The sequence below is a fragment of the Streptomyces virginiae genome (genome assembly GCF_040638905.1).
Lineage (GTDB): Bacteria > Actinomycetota > Actinomycetes > Streptomycetales > Streptomycetaceae > Streptomyces > Streptomyces virginiae_B.
The window spans coordinates 113857-135461 of sequence record NZ_JBEZYV010000020.1; the positions used below are offsets into that span (position 1 = coordinate 113857).

A 21605-nucleotide genomic window follows, 5' to 3' on the forward strand; every position below is an offset into this window, starting at 1 on the left:
CCTCAGCGCTCCCCTCAGCCTCGCGTGAGCTTCTTGTAGGTGGCGCGGTGCGGACGGGTCGCGTCCGGGCCGAGCCGCTCGATCTTGTTCTTCTCGTAGGACTCGAAGTTGCCCTCGAACCAGAACCACTTCGAGTCGCCCTCGTAGGCCAGGATGTGCGTGGCCACCCGGTCCAGGAACCAGCGGTCGTGAGAGACGACCACGGCCGCACCGGGGAACTCCAGCAGCGCGTTCTCCAGCGAGCCCAGGGTCTCGACGTCGAGGTCGTTGGTGGGCTCGTCGAGGAGGAGCAGGTTGCCGCCCTGCTTGAGGGTCAGCGCGAGGTTCAGGCGGTTGCGCTCACCACCGGAGAGCACACCGGCCGGCTTCTGCTGGTCCGGGCCCTTGAAGCCGAAGGCGCTGACGTACGCGCGGGAGGGCATCTCGACGTTGCCGACGTTGATGTAGTCCAGCTCGTCCGACACGACCGCCCAGAGGGTCTTCTTGGGGTCGATGTTGGCGCGGCCCTGGTCGACGTAACTGATCTTGACGGTCTCGCCGACCTTGATCTCGCCGGCGTCCGGCTTCTCCAGGCCCTGGATCATCTTGAAGAGCGTGGTCTTGCCCGCGCCGTTCGGGCCGATGATGCCGACGATGCCGTTGCGCGGCAGCGTGAAGGACAGGTCGTCGATGAGGACCTTGTCACCGAACGCCTTGGAGAGGTTGTTGACCTCGACCACGATCGAGCCCAGACGCGGGCCCGGCGGGATCTGGATCTCCTCGAAGTCCAGCTTGCGCATCTTGTCGGCCTCGGCCGCCATCTCCTCGTAGCGGGCGAGGCGGGCCTTGGACTTGGCCTGGCGGCCCTTGGCGTTGGAGCGGACCCACTCCAGCTCTTCCTTGAGGCGCTTGGCGCGCTTCTCGTCCTTCTTGCCCTCGACCTTGAGGCGCTCGGACTTCTTCTCCAGGTAGGTGGAGTAGTTGCCCTCGTAGGGGTGCGCGCGGCCGCGGTCGAGCTCGAGGATCCACTCGGCGACGTTGTCGAGGAAGTAGCGGTCGTGGGTGACGGCCACGACGGCGCCCTTGTACTGGGCCAGGTGCTGCTCCAGCCAGTTCACGGACTCGGCGTCGAGGTGGTTGGTGGGCTCGTCGAGGAGCAGCAGGTCGGGGGCCTCCAGCAGCAGCTTGCAGAGGGCCACGCGGCGCTTCTCACCACCGGAGAGGTTGGTGACGGGCCAGTCGCCGGGCGGGCAGCCCAGGGCGTCCATGGCCTGCTCCAGCTGGGCGTCGAGGTCCCACGCGTTGGCGTGGTCCAGGTCGTCCTGGAGCTTGCCCATCTCCTCCATCAGCTCGTCGGTGTAGTTCGTCGCCATTTCCTCGGCGATCGCGTTGAACCGGTTGAGCTTCTGCTTGATCGGGCCGACGCCGTCCTCGACGTTCTCCAGAACGGTCTTGGACTCGTCGAGCTTCGGCTCCTGCATGAGGATGCCGACGGTGTAGCCGGGCGAGAGGAAGGCGTCGCCGTTGGACGGCTGCTCGATGCCCGCCATGATCTTCAGAACGGTGGACTTACCGGCACCGTTCGGGCCCACCACACCGATCTTCGCGCCGGGCAGGAAGTTCAGGAAGACGTCGTCAAGGATCACCTTGTCGCCGTGTGCCTTGCGCGTCTTGCGCATGGTGTAGATGAACTCAGCCAAGAGAAACCGTCCGGCAGATCGATGGTGGGCAGATACACCCCATCTTGCCAGGCGTCCATACCTCGGGGGAAACGCGTATGGTCCGGGCCCTCTGAGCTGGGGCAGGATGCCACTGGAATGTCGGACGGGTCGGCCGGGGGGATCGGTGGGGAGCGCACTCATAGGGTTGGCGGCGGCGGTCGTGGGCGTCACGGGGACGCTGATCGCGTCCGTGCTGTCGCAACGCCTGACGGCCCGCGTGCAGGTGGAGCAGTTCGCGCGCCAGCAGCAGGTGGCCGAGGCGCAGTGGCTCCGCGAGCAGCGGGTCGCCGAGCTGGACCGCCGGCGCGAGGGCTACATGAACGTCAACGCGGCCCTGCGCCGCTATCGGACCCACTTGCTGAACTTCCTCTGGACCGTGCACAAGGACGCGGTGACCGAGGAGGCGAGGGAGGTGGTGGAAGAGGCCCGGCGCGATCACCATTCGGTCATGGCCGAAGCCCAGATGGTGGCGTCCGCGGGGGTCCTGGCCGAGCTGAACGACATGACGAGGACGTTGTCGGAGACCTACCGGCGGATCATGTGCCTGCAGGAGGGCCGGCCCGATCCTGACGGGTCGTTCGACGAGATACGGACGGACTTCGCTCGGATCTGGGACCAGTGGGAGAGGCTGCTCGGCGCCATGCGGGCGGATCTGGGCGTGGCGGACGTGGCTGGCGTGGCGGACGTGCCGGGCGTGGCGGACGGTCCGGCCGAGCTGGCGCCCGGCCCCTGACGGGGCCGCCCTGGCGGAGCGGGCTCTCGGCTGCGGGTCAGAGGGGTCGGTAGACCGTGAGGGCGTCGGGGAGGGCGTCGAGGACGAGTTCGCGCGGGGCCTCGGCGTACTCGCCGTCGTAAGCGAGAGGGGTGCCCGCCGGGACGGACCCGATGCGCAGGCTGCGCAGGCGGGTGGCCGCGTGGACCGGGGACCGGCTCAGGGGGCCGGCGAAGGCGGCAGCCAGCAGTCGGGGGCCGGGCCGTCCGCCGCCGTAGACGAGGCGGAGGTCGAGCAGGCCCTCGCCGAGGCCGTCGCGGCGGCCGGGGGCGGGCCCGGTGCCGTGGTAGGTGCCGTTGCCGGCGAAGAGGAGCCACACGCTCCGGCGCCGCCCGGCCAGGCTCAGCCTTACGGGCCGCTCGGCGCGCAGCACCTTCCAGGCCGCCAGCAGCGCGGCCGGGCCGCCGCCGATGCGCGGGCCCCAGCGCAGCCGGTGGCGCAGCAGCTCCGGGTAGGCGCCGATGCTGAAGTTGTTCAGGAAGTAGCCGGGCTCTCCGTCGGGGCCCGGGGAGAAGCGGCCCACGCCGACGCGGACGGCCTCCCCGTGCTCCAGTGCTTCGCAGGTGCCCTCGGGGCCGATGAGGCCGAGGTCGAGCGCGAAGTGGTTGAGGGTGCCGCCGGGGAACACGGCCAGGGGCACGTCGGCGCGCAGCGCGGCAGTGGCCGCCGCGTTGATGGTGCCGTCGCCGCCGCACACCCCGAGGACCGTGGCGCGCGAGGCCGCCTCCGCCAAGGCGGGCAGCAGCTCCGCGCCCTCGCACTCGATCACCTCGGCCTTCGGGAGCCGGGCGCGCAGTACGCCGGGTACGGCCGCGGCCGTACCCGACCCGGTGTTGACCACCACCGTCAGCCCGGCGCCGTCGGGCAGCGCGGGCACCCCGATGGCCTTCCGCTCGTCGCCCGGCACGGCCCGGGCCTCCTGCACGTCGCGCGCGAGCCGGCGTACGACGAGGGCGGCGCCGACTCCCAGCGCCGCGCCCGCCGCCACGTCCGAGGGGTAGTGCACACCCGTGTAGACGCGCGAGAAGGCCACGGATGCGGCGACCGGCGCCAACACGGCGCCCCAGCCCGGGGAGGCCAGCGCCACCCCGGCGGCGAAGGCGAACGCGGACGCGGAGTGCCCGGAGGGGAAGGATGTGGTCCGCGGCTGCACGGCCGGCTGACGCACGGCGGGCACGCCCTCCAGCAGCGGCCGCGGGCGGCGTACGGACCACTTGCCGACGGTGTTGATGGTCGAGGAGGCCAGCGCCAGTGAGGCCGCCCCGCGCAGGGCCGCCTTGCGCGCCCCGGCCGATCCGAAGACGGCGATGGCCGCGGCGGCCCCGCCCCACAGCACCCCGTGGTTCGCGGCCCGCCCCAGGCGCGGCAGCACGCGGTCGGCGCCGGGCCAGTGCCTGCGCGCCACGGCGTCGAACAGCCGGCGGTCCCACCGTGCGAGGGCGCCGGTCCAGGTCAGTTCTTGATCAACCATTTCCTGCCTCTTCCCCGGATCCCGTACCGGAACCGGCACGGCGCTCCACCCCGGCCCGTTCCGAGCCGGCCTCCTTCCCCTTCCCGGTTGTCCTCTTCTCCTCTTCCTACTCCTCCTCGTCCAGCGGGCGCTTGCGCAGCAGCAGGACGACCAGGCCGCCCAGTACGACCAGGCCCACCGCCAGGGATGCGATGACGGGCGTGGCGGCCGAGCTGCCGCTGGTCGCCAGCCGCTCCTCGTCCGGGGAGGTCGTGGGCAGGGACGCGGACTGCACGCCCAGCGCGACCGCCGCCGAGCCCGATCCCCCGCCCGGGTCCGGTGCCGGGGTCGCTCCGGCCTCGGGCGGCGGGGGCGGCGGCCATGCCGCCCGCGCCGTGGCAGCGGTCACGGACTCGCTGGAGCCGGCCACGATCTGCGCCTGGGCGGGGACGCCACTGGTGAAGACCCGTCCGACCGGCACCCTGGTCGCCCCGTGGACGGTGACCGAGGCCGCCCCGTCGGGGGTGCCCGCCGGGACCTCGAAGTAGAGCCGGCTTCCGTTGACCGCCGTGGCCAGCGGCTGCCCCTGGGCGTCCACCACCCGCACGCCCATGGCCACGGCTGCCGCGTCCGGGACGACGGACACGCTCCGCGCTCCGGTGCGCACGGTCACCGGGCCGAGGCGGGTGCCCACGGGTCCCGACACGTCGCCCGGGTCCAGTCCCAGCGAGGCGGGCGGCTCCGGCATCTGTCCCGCCGCCCGCTGGAGGTAGTCGGCCAGCTTCTCGGCGGACGGGTCCGCCGCTTCGACCCGCACGCCGTCTGCGAGCCGCCAGATCGCCACCTGGGTCCCGGCCGCCGCGCTCTCCGCGGTGAGCGCCGCGGCGCCGGCCGCCTTGGCGAGCCCGGCCAGGTCGTTCAGCTGCGGGTAGGAGTGCTCCAGCACCCATCGGATCCGGCCCGCCTGCCCGTTGCCCGCCAGCGGGCTGCCGCTCCAGCCGCTCTCGGTGTACCGGGCCTGCGGCTGGGCGTTGCCCGCCACCCCGACCCCGTAGGTCTGGAGCATGCCGCCGCCGTCGACCCGCATCTCGTACAGGCCGGCGGGGATGTGCCGCACCGATCCGTCGCCGGCGTGGAGGACGGCCTGCCCGTACGTCTTCAGCCCGTCCAGCACGGCGCTCGCACCCTCCGGTGCGCGGGGCGCCACCGGGCCGGAGTCGGCGGCGGCCCGGGCGCCGGGCGCGGCGGTGAGGGCCGCGGCCAGCAGGGCGGCCGCGAGCGGCCGGCGCGCGGAGCCCCGTACGGCCGTGGCGGGTTCGAGCGGCGCGGGAGCGGGTGCGGGAACCGCACGTGCGGGAGCAGCGGGAACCGCGGGAACAGGAGCAGCAGGAGCGGGAGCAGAAGCAGGAGCGGAGGATGCGGGAACGGCAATCGACACAGTCTTCCCCTTCGGGCCAAAGACCCAGGTGCCCGTGAGTACCGGGGAATCCTAACCGCCTCGAACACTCAGACCACCGCCCCCTTCTGAGTGTCCATCAGCGAATGATCGGTTCTCACCACCCGCCTGAACGCCGCCGTGCCGCGGTTCAGGTCGTGCCCGACGGCGGTCGCGTCGATCTCCGCACCGAACCGCCGGTTGCCCTCCCCGTCGGGCGGGTCCTCCCGCACGCGCAGCCGCCCGTGCACCACCAGCGGTTCGCCGACCGATACGGAACCGGCGAGGTTCACCGCGAGCGTGCGCCGCGCCCACACCGTGTAGAAGCTGGTGGCCCCGTCCGTCCAGGCTTCCGTGCGCCGGTCGAAGTACCGGGGCGTCACCGCGAACCGGAACCGCGCCGACGGCCCGTTCACCGTCTCCTTGTAGTCGACCTGCGTCGCCACATACCCCACCAGCGTCACCTGGGTGTCGTACATCCCGGCCGCCCTCCCCCGTCGTCCCGGCCCGCACGGACCATCCGTACGGGCTACGAGCCATACTGCGCCCGGCGGCCGGTCCCCCGCTGCGGCCTGTGGACTACTGGCGGGTTGTGGACAACCGGCTCCCCCCTGCGGCAACGGTGGCGTACTGCTCCCGCACCTCCCGGTAGCGCAGCAGCTCCGCCGCGACCGGTTCGAGCACCCGGGCCCGTCCGCACCCGGCCGCCGCCTGGCGCAGCCTGCGCTCCGCGTCCTGCCCGTACCGGCGTGCCGGGCCCCGGGCCGCGATCGAGCAGGCCCATTCCACGAGGGGTCCGCCGATGATGCCCGCCACCATCAGCAGCACCGGCGGCATCAGCTTCGGCTCGAGGACCCCGACGATCTGGCCGACGAGCCACAGTCCGCCGAAGATCTGCAGCAGCGTCATGGCCGCCTGGGCCAGCACCGCCGCCGGCCACCACGCCGGCCGCGGCGGCTTGGCGTTCGGCACCGCGACCGCGGCCCCGAGGGTCACCGCGATCTCGTCCAAGGCCTCCGGAAGCCCGTCGGCGCCGCGCACCGCGGTCTCGCGGACGGCCTGCGCCCACGGCTCGGGAAGGCCCGCGACCGCTTCGTCGGCGACGACGCGTACCGCCTGTTCCACCCGCTGACGTGCGGTCACCTCCTCCTCGACCGGCGCCTGCGCGACCGCCTGGCCGCGGCCGCCGATCGCCGCCAGGGCGGCCAGCCCCGCCAGGGTGCGCGGCGCGCGCCGATTCTCGTACCAGCGCCACAGCCGCAGCCACGGGGTCCCGCACGCCTTGCCCGCGTTGCGCCGCCAGGCCCGTTCGGCGGCGAGCCCGGCCGCGCAGGCCCCGACCGCCTCGGCGAGCCGGTCCTCGAACTCGGCGCGTGCCGTCTCCCCGATTTCGGGTCCGGCGTGCCCGTCGGCGACGTAGAGCGGCCGCAGCCGCACGGCCGCGCGGTCCACGTCGGCCGAGATCCGCCGGGTCGCGGCGCCCTTCTCCTGTGTGAACTGCCCGAGGAGTTCGCGCAGCTCCCCGACGCCGTCACCGGTCAGGGCGGACAGCCCGAGCACCGTGGCGCCGGGTTCGCCGTGTTCGCCGAGTGCGATGCCGTCCTCGTCTAGGAGCCGGCGCAGGTCGTCCAGTACGAGGTCGGCGGCCTCGCCGGGCAGCCGGTCCACCTGGTTGAGCACGACGAAGGTGACCTCGGCGTGCCCGGCGAGCGGTCGCAGGTACCGCTCGTGCAGCACGGCGTCGGCGTACTTCTCCGGGTCCACGACCCACACCACGGCGTCGACGAGCGCCAGTACGCGGTCCACGTGGTCGCGGTGCGCGCCGACCGCCGAGTCGAGGTCCGGCAGGTCGACGAGGACCATCCCGCGCAGGGTCTCGGCCTCGGAGGTCTCGCGGGGCCGGCGCCGCAGCCGCCCCGGGATCTCCAGCCGGTCCAGCAGCCCGGCGGCCCCGTCCGACCAGCTGCACGCGATGGGCGCGGCGGTGGTCGGGCGGCGCAGACCGGTCTCGGAGATCTGTACTCCGGCGAGTGAATTGAAGAGCGTGGACTTGCCGCTCCCGGTCGCTCCGGCGATCGCGACGACCGTGTGCTGGGGCGAGAGCCCGCGGCGTGCGGCGGCCTCGTCCAGGACCCGTCCGGCCTCGGCGAGGGTCTTGCCGTCGAGCCGGGTCCGGGACAGTCCGACCAGCTGGCGCAGCGCGTCGAGGCGCTGGCGCAGGGCCCGCGCCTCGGGGCTGAGCGGGGGCGCGGTCGACTTGCCGCCGTCGCTGCCGGCGCCGGAGACGGCCCGTACGAGCGCCTCGTCGCCCTCGTCGCCCTCCTCGCCCGCCTCCGCGGCGTCCTCCTCGCCCGCGTCGGCGGGACGGGGGCGGGAGCGCGCGATGAGCCCGTCGTCCCACCGGTCGTCGGTGCGGTCGGTCAGGGCGGTCACGGCGTCACCTCTCCTTCTGCAGTACGGACAGCGCAGCGATCAGTTCTGCCTGCGGTTCGGGGGTCACTGCGAGTGCTTCCAACGGCGCGAGGCGGCGGTCGCGTTCACCGCGCAGCACCTCGTCGAGGTGGTCGCCGACCAGTTCTCCGCCCTTGTCGCGCAAACGCAGGGCGGCCTGGGCGCCGATCCGCTCGGCGAGCTTCTCCCCGGCGGGCCGGGCCCGTTTGCCGCCGAGCAGCGCGGCGACGAGCAGGGCCGCGACGGCGTCGGCGTCGGGGGCGGGCTGCTTGTCGAGCCCGGCCACCTCCTCCTCGGCCAATTCCTCCAGCACGCGGCGCCAGCGGCGTACGGCCATGCCGATACGTTCCGCCGCCTCCTTGTCGGGCCCAGGGATGACCAGCGCGCCGGAGGCCGGTTCGCGCCGCCAGGCTGCGGCGATCCGTTCGTCGGCAGCGGCGACGGCGCACTGGAGCAGTGCGGCGAGGGATTCGGCGAGCGAGTCCAGCAGTTCCTCGGCGCTGGTGTCGAGGGGGTAGCCGCGCCAGCGGGTCAGCGCGTCGCCGGCCAGTACGGCCCCGTGGTCGAGGCGGCCCCGGACCCTCTTGCCCTCTCGCCGGTACGCGTCCTCGACGGCCGCGCTCAGCCGTACGGCGGCGGCGTGCTGGGCGGCGACGGCGGAGGCGAGTTCGGGCATCCGGCGGCGCAGGGAGTCCAGGGCGCCGAGGGCGGTGCGCCCGACGGCGTACTGCCGGGCGGCGGGGTCCTGGGCGTGGTGGGCGAGCCAGGCGAACAGCGGTGCGACGGCGCTGGCCGGGAGCAGCCCGCCGCCGCCGGCCGACTCGGGGAGCTCGGGGACGGTGAAGCGCGGTACCTCCCCCAGCCCGGCCTTGGTGAGGAGGGCGCCGTACTGGCGGGAGACCTCGCCCAGCACCTGGTGCGGCACCCGGTCCAGGACGGTGATGAGGGTGGCCTTGTACTGCTTGGCGGTGCGCAGCAGGTGCCAGGGGACGGCGTCCGCGTACCGCGAGGCGGTGGTGACCATCACCCAGACGTCGGCGGCGCAGATGAGTTCGGCGGCGAGGGTCCGGTTCTCGACGACGAGGGAGTCGATGTCGGGGGCGTCGAGGATGGTGAGTCCGCGCGGCAGGGTGGAGGCGGTCTCGATCCGCATCTCGCGGGTCTCGTGGCCGCCGTGGGTGCCGGCGCGGCCCCGGCCGCGGCCCCGGGAGGTGTTTTCGGGGGGCGTGTCGTCGTCCTCGTGCGGCACCCAGACCCGCATCAGGTCGGGAAGTACGCGCATTCCGGCGAACCAGTGGTGGTCGTCGGGGTGGCAGACGAGCACGGGCGTGCGGGTCGTCGGGCGCAGCACGCCGGCTTCGCTGACCTGACGCCCGACGAGGGAGTTGACGAGAGTGGACTTACCGGCCCCGGTGGACCCGCCGACCACGGCGAGCAGGGGCGCCTCGGGCGCCTTCAGGCGCGGTACGAGGTAGTCGTCGAGCTGCGCGAGCAGCTCGGCTCTGGTCTGGCGGGCCCGTGGGGCGCCGGGCAGGGGCAACGGCAGACGTACGGACGCGACCCGGTCGCGCAGGGCGGACAGGGCATCGAGCAGCTGAGGCCGAACATCCAAGGTCACCACATGCGAAGAATGCCCAATTTAGGACCATTTTTGAAGCTTATACGCCCCCTGCGCGCCGAGCGCGACTCCAGTGGGACATTCTGGGCACGAAGGACGAGTGGGGCGCAGGCATAACGAGTGCACAACACCCAGGGCGCCGCGGCGCAAAAGCGATGCGAGAATCGCACCTGCCTGCGATTATCGGGACCGCTTCACCGAACCTCCACATCGTGGCCCGCGAGTGAAGCAACCGGGACAAGGCGGCCGGAGCCCTATCCTTGACCCGGTACGGACCGAAGTCCCACCCCCACCAGGGGCTCCAGGCCCACCACGGCCACCTTCCGGCCCCCGTAGCTCAGTGGATAGAGCAGGTGCCTTCTAAGCACTTGGCCGCAGGTTCGAGTCCTGCCGGGGGCACACATTCTCCACCACCGAAGCCCTCCCTCCGCGGAGGGCTTTCGCGCAGGTCGCAGCGGTGGGGCAGGGCCGGGCCGAGGCCACCCGGAGCCCACCCCGGGCCGCCCCGGGCCCATCAGGGGCCCGTGCGGGCGCGGTTCGGGCCCGGTTCGGTCGTGGCCGGCGGCCTTGCTCCAGACGCGCCGAAATGCGCCCCCTCCCGGCGCGTCGCCGGTTCGCCGCCCGGCCCGGCCTGTAGGGCAAGGGGTGCAGGTGCCGCGGCGAGGGTCACTGGAGGACGGATGACGTCGGTGGACCGTTCACCCGAAGAGGCGCCCCGAGAGGCACCCGAGGAGGCACCGCCCGACGAGCGGGCCGCACGCCGGACCGAACGCCGGGCCGGCCAGGGCTCCGCCGTCCTGCGGTGGCTGTCGACCACCGACCACAAGGTGATCGGCAACCTCTACCTGGTGACCGCCTTCGGCTTCTTCCTCTTCGCCGGAGTGCTGGCCCTGGCCATGCGGGCCGAACTCGCCCGCCCCGGGCTCCAGATCGTCTCGAACCACCAGTACAACGAGCTGTTCACCATCCACGCCACGATCATGATGCTGCTGTTCGCGACACCGACCTTCACCGGTTTCGCCAACGCGATCATGCCGTTGCAGATCGGCGCGCCCGACGTCGCCTTCCCCCGGCTGAACGCCTTCACCTACTGGGTGTACCTCTTCGGCGGCCTGCTGGTCGTCTCCGGGTTCCTCACCGCCGACGGGGCGGCCGCCTTCGGCTGGTTCGCGTACGCGCCGCTGAACGGCGCACCGTACAGCCCCGGTACGGGACCGGACCTGTGGGCCATGGGGCTCGCCGTCTCCGGTCTGAGCACGATCCTCGGGGCCGTCAACTTCGTCACCACCATCATCTGCCTGCGCGCGCCGGGCATGACCCTGTTCCGCATGCCGATCTTCACCTGGAACGTCCTCTTCACCTCGATCCTGGCGCTCCTGGCCTTCCCCGTCCTCACGGCCGCGCTGCTGGTCCTGGAGGCGGACAGGAAGTTCGGCACGGTCGTCTTCGACGCGGCCAACGGCGGCGCCCTGCTGTGGCAGCACCTGTTCTGGTTCTTCGGCCACCCGGAGGTCTACATCGTGGCCCTGCCGTTCTTCGGCGTGGTCAGCGAGATCGTGCCCGTCTTCAGCCGCAAGCCGATGTTCGGCTACGTCTCCCTCATCGGGGCGACGATCGCCATCACGGGCCTGTCCGCCACCGTGTGGGCGCACCACATGTTCGCGACGGGGGCCGTCCTGCTGCCCTTCTTCTCCCTGCTGTCGTTCCTGATCGCCGTGCCGACCGGGGTGAAGTTCTTCAACTGGATCGGCACGATGTGGAAGGGGTCGCTCTCCTTCGAGACGCCGATGCTGTGGTCCGTCGGCTTCCTCGTCACCTTCCTCCTCGGCGGGCTGACGGGCGTGCTCGTGGCATCACCGCCGCTGGACTTCCATCTGACGGACAGCTACTTCGTCGTCGCCCACCTCCACTACGTCCTCTTCGGCACCATCGTCTTCGCGACCTTCGGCGGCCTCTACTTCTGGTGGCCCAAGCTCACCGGCCGGATGCTGGACGAGCGGCTCGGCCGGATCCACTTCTGGACGCTGTTCACCGGCTTCCAGACCACCTTCCTGGTCCAACACTGGCTCGGCGAGGCCGGCATGCCGCGCCGATACGCCAACTATCTGGCGGCCGACGGGTTCACGCTCCTCAACACGGTCTCCACCATCGGCTCCTTCCTGCTCGGGCTGTCCACGCTGCCCTTCCTCTACAACGTCTGGCGGACCCACCGGTACGCGGCACCGGTGACCGTGGACGACCCCTGGGGCTGGGGCCGCTCGCTGGAATGGGCGACGAGTTGTCCGCCGCCCCGGCACAACTTCCACTCCCTGCCCCGCATCCGCTCCGAATCCCCCGCCTTCGACCTGCACCACCCGGAGGTGCCCCGTGAAAGCTGAGGCCTGGCTCTTCACCGGCACGGCCCTGTTCTTCGGCGCGACCACGCTCGTCTACTGGTGGTTCTCCCGGGAGCCGGCGGGCACCGCGGCGCTCTGCGTGTCCTTCGTCATGGCGAGCCTGGTCGCCGCCTACCTCTGGCGCCAGTACCGGCGCGGCGGGGCCCGCCCGGAGGACCGCGGCGGGGCCGAGATCCGGGAGGCCGGCGGCCGGCGTGGCTTCTTCCCCGCCCGCAGCCACTTCCCCGCACTGACGGCCGCCGGCACTGCGCTGATCGGCCTGGGCGTGGTCCAGGGCCTGTGGCTGTGCCTCATCGGCTTCGGCGTACTGCTGCCGGGGGTCGCCGGGTTCGCCTTCCAGAACCTCGGCCACGAGGACTGACGCCGCTCACCGCCGGTCCGGGTCCTCCCGCCGGTCCGGGCCCGCGGTGACATCGGCGACCTTGCTGCGCTCCCGCGCGGTCGCCGGGTACGGGTACGCAACCCGGTCGCGGTAGTACCAGCGGCTGACCGCCACCCGCACCCTGGTCACCCCGGTCCGCAGCCGCCCGGCTTCCGCCCCGGGCCCCGGCCCGGCCGCGTCCTCGTACGCCAGGGGCCGCGGCCGCTCCCGTACGAGGACGGCGTACCGCTCGCGCGGCGCGAGGGCCCGGTGCTCCGGGTGGAAGCCGCCGTCGGTGCGCTGGCGCACCATGCCGGACGCCTCCCCCGCCGTCAGCAGCTGCACCTCGCGCGACTGCAGGGCCAGGCACAGCCGCCTGGTCAGCCAGAAGACGCCCGCCGGCACCACGAGGAACCCGGCGCGCAGCACCCAGGTCAGAGCAGGCAGGGGCAGGTCGAAGACGAAGGCGAGGACGTCCTGGGCCCCGGCGAGGAGCAGTACGGCGTAGCAGGAGAGCGCCGCCGCGCCCAGAGCCGTACGGACCGGCCGGTCGCGCGGGCGGTCGCACAGGTGCCGCTCACCCGTCCCCTCGGTGATCCAGCGCTCGAAGAAGGGATAGGCGTAGAGCACCGCGAACAGCGCACCCGGCAGCAGGACGGCCGTCAGCAGCGGGTTCCACATGATCGTGTGTCCCCACAGGCGGGTCTCCACCCCGGGCATGAGCCGCAGGGCCCCCTCCAGGAAGCCCACGTACCAGTCGGGCTGCGCGCCCGTGGAGACCACGTCGGCGCGGTAGGGGCCGTAGGCCCAGATCGGGTTGATCTGGGCGAGCGCCCCGAGGGCGGCCAGCGCCCCGAAGACGATGAGGAAGAGCCCGCCGGACTTGGCCACGTACTGCGGGAAGAAGGGCAGGCCGACGACGTTGCGGCCGGTCCTGCCGGGGCCCGGCCACTGGGTGTGCTTCAGGGCGAAGACGAGCAGGACGTGCACGGTGATCAGGCCCAGCAACAGGCCGGGGACCAGCAGGATGTGCACGGGGTAGAGCCGGGGCACGATGTCGCCCCCGGGGTACTCGCCGCCGAAGACCAGGAAGCTCAGGTACGTGCCGACGACCGGCACCGACAGCATGATCCCCTGGGCGATGCGCAGACCCGTCCCCGACAGCAGGTCGTCGGGGAGGGAGTACCCGGCGAAGCCCTCCACCAGGGCCAGCACGAACAGCGTCATGCCGATCAGCCAGTTCAGCTCGCGGGGACGGCGGAAGGCGCCGGTGAGGAACACCCGCAGCAGGTGCGCCCCGATGGCGGCCAGGAAGAGCAGCGCCGCCCAGTGGTGGATCTGCCGGATCAGCAGCCCGCCGCGCACGTCGAAGTTGATCTCCAGGGTGGAGCGGTAGGCCTGCGACATCAGGACGCCGCGGAGCGGCTCGTAGGAGCCGCGGTACGGGGTCTCGGTCATCGACGGGTCGAAGAAGAGCGCGAGGTAGGTGCCGGTCAGCAGCAGCACCACGAAGCTGTAGAGCGCCAGCTCGCCCAGGAGGAAGGACCAGTGGTCGGGGAAGACCTTGCGCACCACAGCGCGGGCCGCCTCCCCCAGGGGGAGCCGCGCGTCCAGGGCCTCGGCCCCGCGGATCACCGCTCGCCGCGGGCCGCCCTGGGTTTCGCGCTGCGGACCCGGCACCGGCACGCACCTCCTGTCCGACCCGCCATTTCACGCAAAGCTACCCAAACCGACTCTCCGTCATCGACGGACACACGGGGATGGACCGACTTGCGGGAAAGCGCGGCGTGGGGTTGCGTCGGAAGAGGGTGCGTGGTTTCCGTCTCCCCTCCGGCTGGGGGTGAACGCCGTGTTCTACACCGACCGCGCGGACGCCGGCGAGCGGCTCGCCGAAGCGGTCCGCCATCTGGAGGAGGAGCATCCCGTCGTACTGGGCCTGCCCCGCGGCGGCGTCCCGGTGGCCTTCCCCGTGGCGCGGGCCCTCGGCGCGCCGCTCGACGTGATCGTGGTCCGCAAGCTCGGTGTGCCGTCCCACCGCGAGCTCGGCTTCGGCGCCATCGGCGAGGGCGGCGTACGGGTCATCAGCGACGACATCGTCCGCAGCAGCCGGGTCACGCGCCGGGACCTGGAGGCGGTCGAGCAGTCCGAGGAGGCCGAGCTCGCCCGGCAGGCCCGCACATTCCGCGGCGACCGGCCCCGGGTGGCCCTCGACGGCCGGACGGTGATCGTGGTCGACGACGGGATCGCCACCGGCGCCACGGCCGCCGCCGCGTGCGAGGTCGTACGGGCGCAGGGCGCGGCCCGGGTGGTGCTGGCCGTCCCGGTGGCGCCGCCCGACGCGGTCGCCCGGCTGCGCGGCGCGGCCGACGAGGTGGTGTGCCTCTCCTCGCCGCCCGCCTTCCGGGCCGTCGGGGAGTGGTACCGGGACTTCTCGCAGACCGCCGACGAGGAGGTCGTCTCCCTGTTGGCGCGGGCGGCGGCCGGCCCCGCGCCCGGGCGGGCACCGCGGACCGTCGAGGTCGAGGTGGACGCCGCCGGGCTGCCCCTGGCCGGGGACCTGGCGCTGCCGGAGGGCGCCGGGGCGGTCGTGATGTTCGCCCACGGCTCCGGCAGCAGCCGCCGCAGCCCGCGCAACCGGGCGGTCGCGGCGGACCTGAACGCGGCGGGCCTGGGCACCCTCCTCTTCGACCTGCTGACGCCCGCCGAGGAGGCCGACCGGGCCAACGTCTTCGACATCGAGGCCCTGGCCGGGCGGCTCACGGACGCCACCGCCTGGCTGCGCCGGCGCGCTCGCCTCCCGATCGGCTACTTCGGGGCGAGCACCGGGGCCGCGGCCGCGCTGTGGGCCGCGGCCGGCCCCGGAGCGGACATCGGCGCCGTGGTGTCGCGCGGCGGCCGGCCCGATCTCGCCGGGCCCCGGCTGGCCGCCGTCCGGGCCCCGACCCTGCTCGTCGTGGGCGGCGACGACACCACCGTGCTCGATCTCAACCGCCGGGCGCAGCGGGAGCTGCGCTGCGAGAACCGGCTGGAGGTCGTCGAGGGAGCCACCCACCTCTTCGAGGAGCCGGGCGCCCTGGAGGAGGTGGCCGGCCTGGCCCGTGCCTGGTTCACCCGGCACCTGGAAGCCGGCCAGGCGGGACTTTGACGACACGACTTGGGGGCGCGACGACGTGCCGCCCGGGCCGGGGCGCGCGACCATGGGGGGATGGAGCAGGCGTCCGTGGGGGATGTCAGCGGCCCGGCGCGCATCGCCCCGGCGGGTGAGGGCATCGGCCAGGAGGAGCTGGCGCTCGCGGCCCGCAACCACGGCCTGCCGCTGGAGGCCCTGCGCCACGAGGTGACCCCGCCCGGGCTGCACTACGTCCTGGTCCACTACGACATCCCCGCCACCGACGCGGACGGCTGGACCCTGACCGTGGGCGGCCGGGTCCGTACGCCGCTGTCGCTGGACCTCGACGCCCTGCGCGCGTTCCCCGCCGTCACCCACCGCGTCACCATGGAGTGCGCGGGCAACGGCCGGGCGCGCCTGTCGCCCCGGCCGGTCAGCCAGCCGTGGCTGGTCGAGGCGGTGGGCACCGCAGACTGGACCGGGGTCCCGCTGGGCCTCGTCCTGGACGGGGCCGGGGTGCGGTCCGACGCCGTCGAAGCCGTGTTCACCGGAGCCGACCACGGTGTGGAGCGGGGGGTGGAGCAGGACTACCGGCGCAGCCTGCCGCTGCCGTACGCGACCGGGGACGACTCCGGTGTGCTGATCGCCTACGCCATGAACGGCCTGCCCCTGCCGCCGCAGCACGGGTACCCGCTGCGGCTGGTCGTCCCCGGCTGGTACGGCATGGCGCACGTCAAATGGCTGCGTGACATCACCCTCGTCGACGCACCGTTCACCGGCTTCCAGCAGTCCGTGGCCTACCGCTACCGGCGGTCCGCCGATGATCCGGACGATCCCGGCGAGCCGGTCACCCGGATCGCGCCGCGCGCCCTGATGACCCCGCCGGGCTTCCCCGACTTCATGTCGCGCACCCGCGTCGTGCACCCCGGCCCCGTACGGCTGCACGGGCGGGCGTGGTCCGGTCACGGGGCCGTCGTCCGGGTGGAGGTGAGCGCCGATGACGGCCTGACCTGGATCCCGGCCGAGGTGGCGGCACCGGCCCATGCGCCCGCGTGGGCCTGGCAGGCCTGGAGCTGTATGTGGACGGCCGCGCCCGGCCGCCACACCCTCGCCGTCCGCGCCACGGATGCCGAGGGGCGCACGCAGCCACTCGAACAGCCGTGGAACCGCGGCGGTTTCGGCAACAACGAGGTCCAGCGGGTGGCCGTCCTCTGCCTGTGATCTTCTCGGAACCCCCTGAGGGCTGTCCCGTGATCCCCGGTGGCGTATCCCGGCGTTCCGACAACGCGGCGGGGTGCCGTGGCTGTCGTCGTGCGCCCGCCGGGGATTACGGGACAGCGGGACAGCCCTCAGGAGATGCCGAGGGCCCTGACCGCCTGGTAGTACGTCCACGCGGTGCCGTCGCACGGGCGCTTGCGGCTGCCCTTGTAGCGGGCGCAGACCCGCTTCAGGTCCGCGTGGAACGCCTCGTCGAGCCGGGCCTTGGCGCCCGGGAACAGCCCTGCCGCCCGGTGGTTGCGGTAGCCGAAGTCGTGGCGGGCGCAGGCCGCCGCGAAGGGGAAGCCGAAGGGGTTGTCCGGGGAGGTGGTGCACTGGTCGGTCGACCAGTCGAAGCCGTATGCGACCCAGGCGGCACGGTACTCGCGCGCGTCGGCCCAGGCCTCGTAGCTGGCGGCGCCGGGTTGCGTCCAGCGGCTCAGCACCTGCGGCTTGTCGGCCGGGACCTCGGGCACGGCCCAGGCCGCGGGTGCGAGGGCGAGCACCGCGGTGGCGGTGGCGGTGGCGAGGGCGGGGAGGAGGCGGCGACGGCGCATGGGGTCCTCGGGAGCCGGGCGGACGGTCACCCGGCCAACGGGGCGGGTCGCCACCCGGTTACTGCACGTGGCCCCGCCGTGTCCGCACACCCCCAAGGCACCCCCAAGGTATGACGCCGTGTGAGACCTGCGGACAACACACGGTTCGTTCTGAGGAAGGACGCGCGGGGCGGTCGTCCCGGCCGAGACTGGAAGGCATGAACCGCCGTCCGCTCGTCATCGCCGCCGCCACCGTGGGAGTCCTGGCCACCGCCGCCTTCGCCCTGCCCAACCTGCCGCCGAACCCCGTGACGGACACGATCGACCACCGGGTGTTCAAGGAGAAGGGCAAGCGCTTCGCCACCGCGGCCGACGCTCCGGCGCGGGCGGAAGCGGCGTTCGCGCTGCCCTCCTGGATACCCAAGGACGCCACCGACGTCCGCATACGGGTGCGCACCACCGGGGAGGCCCGGCTGATCCGGTTCGACCTCGGCAAGACCCCGCTGGACGGCCCGCGGTGCACGGCGGGCACCCCCAAGCGGCAGGGCGCCCCGGACCTGCACGCCAGGTGGTGGCCGCGGACCGTGCGGGCCGAAGTCCGCACCGACTGCCGCGACTTCCACCAGTACCAGGTCGCGGTGCGCGGCAAGCGGGTCTACGCCTGGACCGACGGCACCCCGTCTCCGCGCGCCCAGGGCTGATCGCGCGACCGGTTCACCGGCGGGTCCGTACCCACGCTCCGACGGCTGCGCCGTGGCGCACCCGCCGCGAAGCAGGCGGGCGAGGTGGCCCCCAGGGGCGTGCACGTACACCCGGGCCGGCTCCTCGCCCCGCAGCTCGACCCAGCGGATCCGGTCGCCCTCCGGCGCGACCACGGCATTCTTCACGGCGCTCCCCTCGGCCCTGGAGTCTTCGACGACGGGCAGGGTGGTCAGCGTCGCGCCCGGCCCGTCGGGAGTTTTCGGGCCGCCCGCCACGCCGTACCCGGCTTCGCCCCGCCGTCGGCCGGGCGCGCACTATCGTGACCGCCATGGACATCCGCCGGGCCCTGACTCCCGCCGAACTCTCGGCCGCCGAGTCCCTCTTCGACGGGCCCGCCCGCGAGGAGTGGTCCGAGCGCTTCCTCGCCGCCCCCGGGCACCTGATGCTCATCGCGTACGTCGACGGCGTGCCCGCCGGAATGGTCTCCGGCATCGAGATGATCCACCCCGACAAGGGGACGGAGATGTGCCTCTACGAGCTGTCGGTGGACGAGGGCTACCGGCGCCGCGGGATCGGCCGCTCCCTGACCCTGGCCCTCGCGGACGAGGCGAAGGCGCGTGGCTGCTACGGCATGTGGGTGGGCGTCGACACCGACAACGAGGCCGCCCTGGCCACCTACGACGCCGCCGGGGCCCGCGACGAGGGCGTGTTCGCGATGCGCGGCTGGCCGATCGATTCCTGAACCCTCCGGCCCATCCGCCGGGCGGGGCCGCCGATGTACCCCGCGCGGCGGCGTGTCCTGCCGCCACTCGGCGCACCCTCCGCGCGCCCGTACGGCCGCTCGCAGAGCATCGGCCGCATGACCCCCTTCACCCCGCTGCTCCCCGCCGCCGCGCTGCTGGCGGCGGCCGCCACGGCCATCGCCCCGCCACCGCAGACCGCCGCCACCGCCGCCACCGCGGCCACCGAGAACGCCGTCTCCCCGTACGTCGTCGTCCTCAAGGACACCGCCCCGCGCGCCCCGGCCCGCGCCCTGGCCGCCGAGGCCGCGGAGTCCGGTGACGAGGTCGGCCCCGTCTACGAAGCCGCCCTCGACGGCTTCGCCGTCCGCACCACCGCCGCGCGGGCCGCCGCCCTGGCCGCCGACCCCCGGGTGGCCTCGGTGGAACCGGACACGGTCTTCCACATCACCGGAGCCGGGACCCACAGCCGCACCGGCGGTGGCACCGGCACCGACACCGGCTCCGCGGTCACCGCCTTGCCGCCGCAGAGCCCCGCGCCCTGGTCGCTCGACCGGATCGACCAGCGCGAACTCCCGCTCGACGGCTCGTACACGTACGCCACGAAGGCCGAGGGCGTCACCGTCTACATCCTCGACACCGGTGTCAACACCCGCCACCAGGAGTTCGGCGGCCGCGCCCGGGCCGGGCACAACGCGGTCTTCCTGGAGGGCTCCCGGGACTGCAACGGCCACGGCACGCACGTCGCGGGGACTGTGGGCGGGGCGACGTACGGAGTCGCCAAGGGTGTCTCCCTCGTCTCCGTCAAGGTGGCCGACTGCCGCGGCGACGGGCGCCTGTCGGCCATGCTCAGGGGTCTCGACTGGGTGGTGAAGGACGCCGGGCGCGCCCCGGGCACCCCGGCCGTGGCGAACATGAGCATGGGCGGCAGCCGCAGCCGCGCCCTCGACGCCGCCGTACTGCGGATCGTGTCTTCCGGGATCACCTTCGTCGCGGCCGCCGGCAACGACGGCAGGAACGCCTGCGGCGGATCCCCGGCCTCCGTCCCGCAGGCCGTCACCGTCGGCGCGACCGACGCCGCGGACCACCGTGCGCCGTTCTCCAACCACGGCTCCTGCGTCGACCTGTTCGCGCCGGGCGTGGCCGTCACCTCCGCCCGGAAGGACTCCACCACCGGCACGGCCCGCTCCTCCGGCACCTCGATGGCCGCCCCGCACGTGGCGGGGGCCGCCGCGCTGCTCCTGGCCGGCGGTACGGCGCGCACCCCGGCGCAGGTGTCCGAAGCGCTGGTGCGCGGCGCCGTACCCGACCGGATCACCGGACTTCCGGCCGGCACCCCGAACCGTCTGCTGCACGTGCCCACCACCGCCCGCCCGTCGTAATCACGGCCGGACAAGGCCGGAAAAGGCCTGTACCGCGGCCGGACCGGCCGGTGCCCGCTCCGACCCCGACCGGGCGGCATCCGATGGGCCATCAGCCCCAGGCTGATGGCCCATCAATTTCTGTGTGCTTCGGGCGAAAGCAAGTCATTGACTTCTCATCACCGTGACGCGTCAATATCGGCCACCGCACCGGCTCGGCCTCCCCCACACAGCGGGTGGGGGGAGGGTTCGTCATGACGAAGGAGTCGCGACCCAGTGAGTACGAGAACGCATCGACGCAGAGTGCTGGCCGGGGCGGGGGCCCTGTCGCTGGCCCTCAGCGGCGCAGTGGCGGGCCTGGCGGGTCCCGCACAGGCCGCGACCAGGACGACGGCCGTCTTCGAGAACTGCGACGCCCCGGCGCCGCAGCCGGACGGCTCCGGCAACCAGAACTGGACGGTCACGCTGCCCGACGGCGCCAAGGCGGGCGACGTCGTCCCGATCACGATCGACCCGGGTGCGAGCCCGCTGATCCCGTCGTTCTCCGTCACCACGGTGAACACCTCCAAGATCACCCTCAAGGTCGGCGCCACCACCCAGGTGGTCACCAGCCCGCCGGAGACCGTGTCCGTCGTGGCCGGCCAGCCCCTCGACCCCAAGGCCTTCTCCGGCACCATCAAGATCCCGGACGGCACGGAGGGCACGACCGTCCAGGTCGCCCTCGACCTCGCGGTGACCGACGCGGACCTCTCCGGTTCGGTGTTCACCACCACCTGCACCCCGGCCCCGCGCCCGAGCGCCTCGCTCGGCTCGGTCGCGGTGGAGGCCCTGCCCAAGGACCCGGTCACCACGAAGCTGACGCCCAACAGCGGCCCGGCGGGCACCGCCGTCGTCGTGGGCGGCGCCAACTTCCCGGCCGGTCCGGTCACCTGCTCCGCCCTGCTCGCCGGGGCGGCGACCGGTGACACCGGCACCGGCACGGCGGACGCGTCCGGCGCCGCCACCTGCAACATCACGGTCACCAAGAAGGCCGACACGATCAGGATCGACGGTTCGATCACCCCGTACAAGGCCTTCGTCTTCCTGGAGGAGCAGGCCGGTGTGAAGAACCCGATCGACGTCGAGGTCCTTCCCGGACCGCTGGCCCTGGGGCCGAAGGACGGCCAGCCGGCCGTCAGCTTCGGCTCGGTCACCATCAACGGCAAGGCCCAGTCGGTGGTCGGCGTCTTCAACGCCGCGACCGTCCAGGACTTCCGCGGCGGCTCGCTCGGCTGGGACGTGACGGCGACGCGTACGCCGTTCCTGAATCAGACCACCGGCCACTCGATGGCGAAGGCGCAGATCGGCATGCAGCCGTCCTGCACCGTGACCAACCCGGACAGTCCGAGCACCTGCACGGCGGGCACGCCCGGCGCGATCTCCGACGTCCCGATGAAGGTGGCCTCCCAGGCCGCCGGGGGCGACGAGCTGACCGGCGGTGAGTTCGCCGTCGGCGGCGCCGGGATGATCCAACTCCCGCCCTTCATGTTCGCCGACACCTACCAGACGGTCGTCACCTTCTCGATCACCTGATCCGCACGTCCGCACGGCCGCTCCATCAGGGTGGTGGGGGGGGGGGGGGGGGCCCCCCCCCCCCCCCCCCCCCCGCCGGCGGGGGGGGGGGGGGGGGGGGACGGGGGCGCCCCCCGCCCCCCACCCAGCACCCCACGGGCCCGCA

Annotated in this window: 17 protein-coding genes and 1 tRNA gene; 10 read left to right on the forward strand and 8 right to left on the reverse strand. The window is 73.4% G+C overall.

Features of this window, described 5'->3' with window-relative positions; translation table 11 throughout:
• Positions 1 to 14: 14 nt before the first annotated feature.
• Complete coding sequence (gene ettA / locus AB0F82_RS25105; protein WP_356810093.1) at positions 15 to 1679, reverse strand: energy-dependent translational throttle protein EttA; 1665 nt, start codon at positions 1677 to 1679, stop codon at positions 15 to 17.
• A 145-nt stretch (positions 1680 to 1824) separates the two neighbouring features.
• On the opposite strand from ettA, the gene AB0F82_RS25110 reads away from it, so the two are divergent.
• Positions 1825 to 2433: a hypothetical protein gene (locus AB0F82_RS25110; RefSeq protein ID WP_362631425.1), complete on the forward strand. Its 609-nt coding sequence runs from the start codon at positions 1825 to 1827 to the stop codon at positions 2431 to 2433.
• Between the two features lie 37 nt (positions 2434 to 2470).
• Here AB0F82_RS25110 and AB0F82_RS25115 read toward each other — a convergent pair whose 3' ends face one another.
• The 5 genes from AB0F82_RS25115 to AB0F82_RS25135 form a co-directional block, all read right to left on the reverse strand.
• Positions 2471 to 3943 (reverse strand): bifunctional phosphatase PAP2/diacylglycerol kinase family protein, encoded by a 1473-nt coding sequence (locus AB0F82_RS25115; RefSeq protein ID WP_362631427.1) that lies wholly within the window; start codon positions 3941 to 3943, stop codon positions 2471 to 2473.
• Positions 3944 to 4049: 106 nt separating this feature from the next.
• Complete coding sequence (locus AB0F82_RS25120) at positions 4050 to 5360, reverse strand: thioester domain-containing protein (protein ID WP_362631429.1); 1311 nt, start codon at positions 5358 to 5360, stop codon at positions 4050 to 4052.
• A 68-nt stretch (positions 5361 to 5428) separates the two neighbouring features.
• Positions 5429 to 5836: a single-stranded DNA-binding protein gene (locus AB0F82_RS25125; protein ID WP_356810097.1), complete on the reverse strand. Its 408-nt coding sequence runs from the start codon at positions 5834 to 5836 to the stop codon at positions 5429 to 5431.
• Positions 5837 to 5936: 100 nt separating this feature from the next.
• Positions 5937 to 7790: a GTPase gene (locus tag AB0F82_RS25130; RefSeq protein ID WP_362631432.1), complete on the reverse strand. Its 1854-nt coding sequence runs from the start codon at positions 7788 to 7790 to the stop codon at positions 5937 to 5939.
• A gap of 4 nt (positions 7791 to 7794) precedes the next feature.
• Positions 7795 to 9420: a dynamin family protein gene (locus AB0F82_RS25135; RefSeq protein ID WP_362631435.1), complete on the reverse strand. Its 1626-nt coding sequence runs from the start codon at positions 9418 to 9420 to the stop codon at positions 7795 to 7797.
• Between the two features lie 332 nt (positions 9421 to 9752).
• Between AB0F82_RS25135 and AB0F82_RS25140 the strand changes: the two genes are divergently transcribed.
• From AB0F82_RS25140 to ctaF, 3 genes are all read left to right on the forward strand, one after another.
• A tRNA-Arg gene (locus AB0F82_RS25140) sits at positions 9753 to 9825 on the forward strand.
• Positions 9826 to 10106: 281 nt separating this feature from the next.
• Positions 10107 to 11804 carry an aa3-type cytochrome oxidase subunit I gene (gene ctaD / locus AB0F82_RS25145; RefSeq protein WP_436842149.1) on the forward strand — a complete coding sequence of 566 codons (1698 nt, stop codon included), beginning with the start codon at positions 10107 to 10109 and terminating at the stop codon, positions 11802 to 11804.
• Complete coding sequence (gene ctaF, locus AB0F82_RS25150; protein ID WP_356810100.1) at positions 11794 to 12183, forward strand: aa3-type cytochrome oxidase subunit IV; 390 nt, start codon at positions 11794 to 11796, stop codon at positions 12181 to 12183. Before ctaD ends, ctaF begins: the two co-directional genes overlap by 11 nt.
• A 6-nt stretch (positions 12184 to 12189) precedes the next feature.
• On the opposite strand, the gene qcrB is transcribed toward ctaF, so the two are convergent.
• Positions 12190 to 13863: a cytochrome bc1 complex cytochrome b subunit gene (gene qcrB, locus AB0F82_RS25155; RefSeq protein WP_436842150.1), complete on the reverse strand. Its 1674-nt coding sequence runs from the start codon at positions 13861 to 13863 to the stop codon at positions 12190 to 12192.
• Positions 13864 to 14032: 169 nt separating this feature from the next.
• Between qcrB and AB0F82_RS25160 the strand changes: the two genes are divergently transcribed.
• Together AB0F82_RS25160 and AB0F82_RS25165 are read left to right on the forward strand one after the other, a co-directional pair.
• On the forward strand, positions 14033 to 15328 hold the full coding sequence (locus AB0F82_RS25160) for a phosphoribosyltransferase (RefSeq protein ID WP_362631438.1): 1296 nt from the start codon (positions 14033 to 14035) through the stop codon (positions 15326 to 15328).
• A gap of 60 nt (positions 15329 to 15388) precedes the next feature.
• Positions 15389 to 16513, forward strand: a complete 1125-nt coding sequence (locus AB0F82_RS25165; protein WP_362631440.1) for a sulfite oxidase — start codon at positions 15389 to 15391, stop codon at positions 16511 to 16513.
• Between the two features lie 128 nt (positions 16514 to 16641).
• Here the strand turns inward: AB0F82_RS25165 and AB0F82_RS25170 are convergent, their stop codons facing one another.
• Complete coding sequence (locus tag AB0F82_RS25170; RefSeq protein ID WP_362631466.1) at positions 16642 to 17106, reverse strand: phospholipase; 465 nt, start codon at positions 17104 to 17106, stop codon at positions 16642 to 16644.
• Between the two features lie 197 nt (positions 17107 to 17303).
• Here AB0F82_RS25170 and AB0F82_RS25175 point away from each other — a divergent pair, with 197 nt between their 5' ends.
• From AB0F82_RS25175 to AB0F82_RS25195, 4 genes are all read left to right on the forward strand, one after another.
• Positions 17304 to 17786: a hypothetical protein gene (locus tag AB0F82_RS25175; protein ID WP_362631441.1), complete on the forward strand. Its 483-nt coding sequence runs from the start codon at positions 17304 to 17306 to the stop codon at positions 17784 to 17786.
• 329 nt (positions 17787 to 18115) lie between these two features.
• The gene (locus tag AB0F82_RS25185; RefSeq protein WP_362631443.1) at positions 18116 to 18529 is read left to right on the forward strand and encodes a GNAT family N-acetyltransferase; all 414 of its coding nucleotides are present in this window, start codon (positions 18116 to 18118) and stop codon (positions 18527 to 18529) included.
• A gap of 117 nt (positions 18530 to 18646) precedes the next feature.
• Positions 18647 to 19909: a S8 family peptidase gene (locus AB0F82_RS25190; protein WP_362631445.1), complete on the forward strand. Its 1263-nt coding sequence runs from the start codon at positions 18647 to 18649 to the stop codon at positions 19907 to 19909.
• Positions 19910 to 20164: 255 nt separating this feature from the next.
• Entirely contained in the window at positions 20165 to 21460 is a 1296-nt protein-coding gene (locus AB0F82_RS25195; protein WP_362631447.1) for a hypothetical protein, read from the forward strand.
• Positions 21461 to 21605 lie beyond the last annotated feature (145 nt).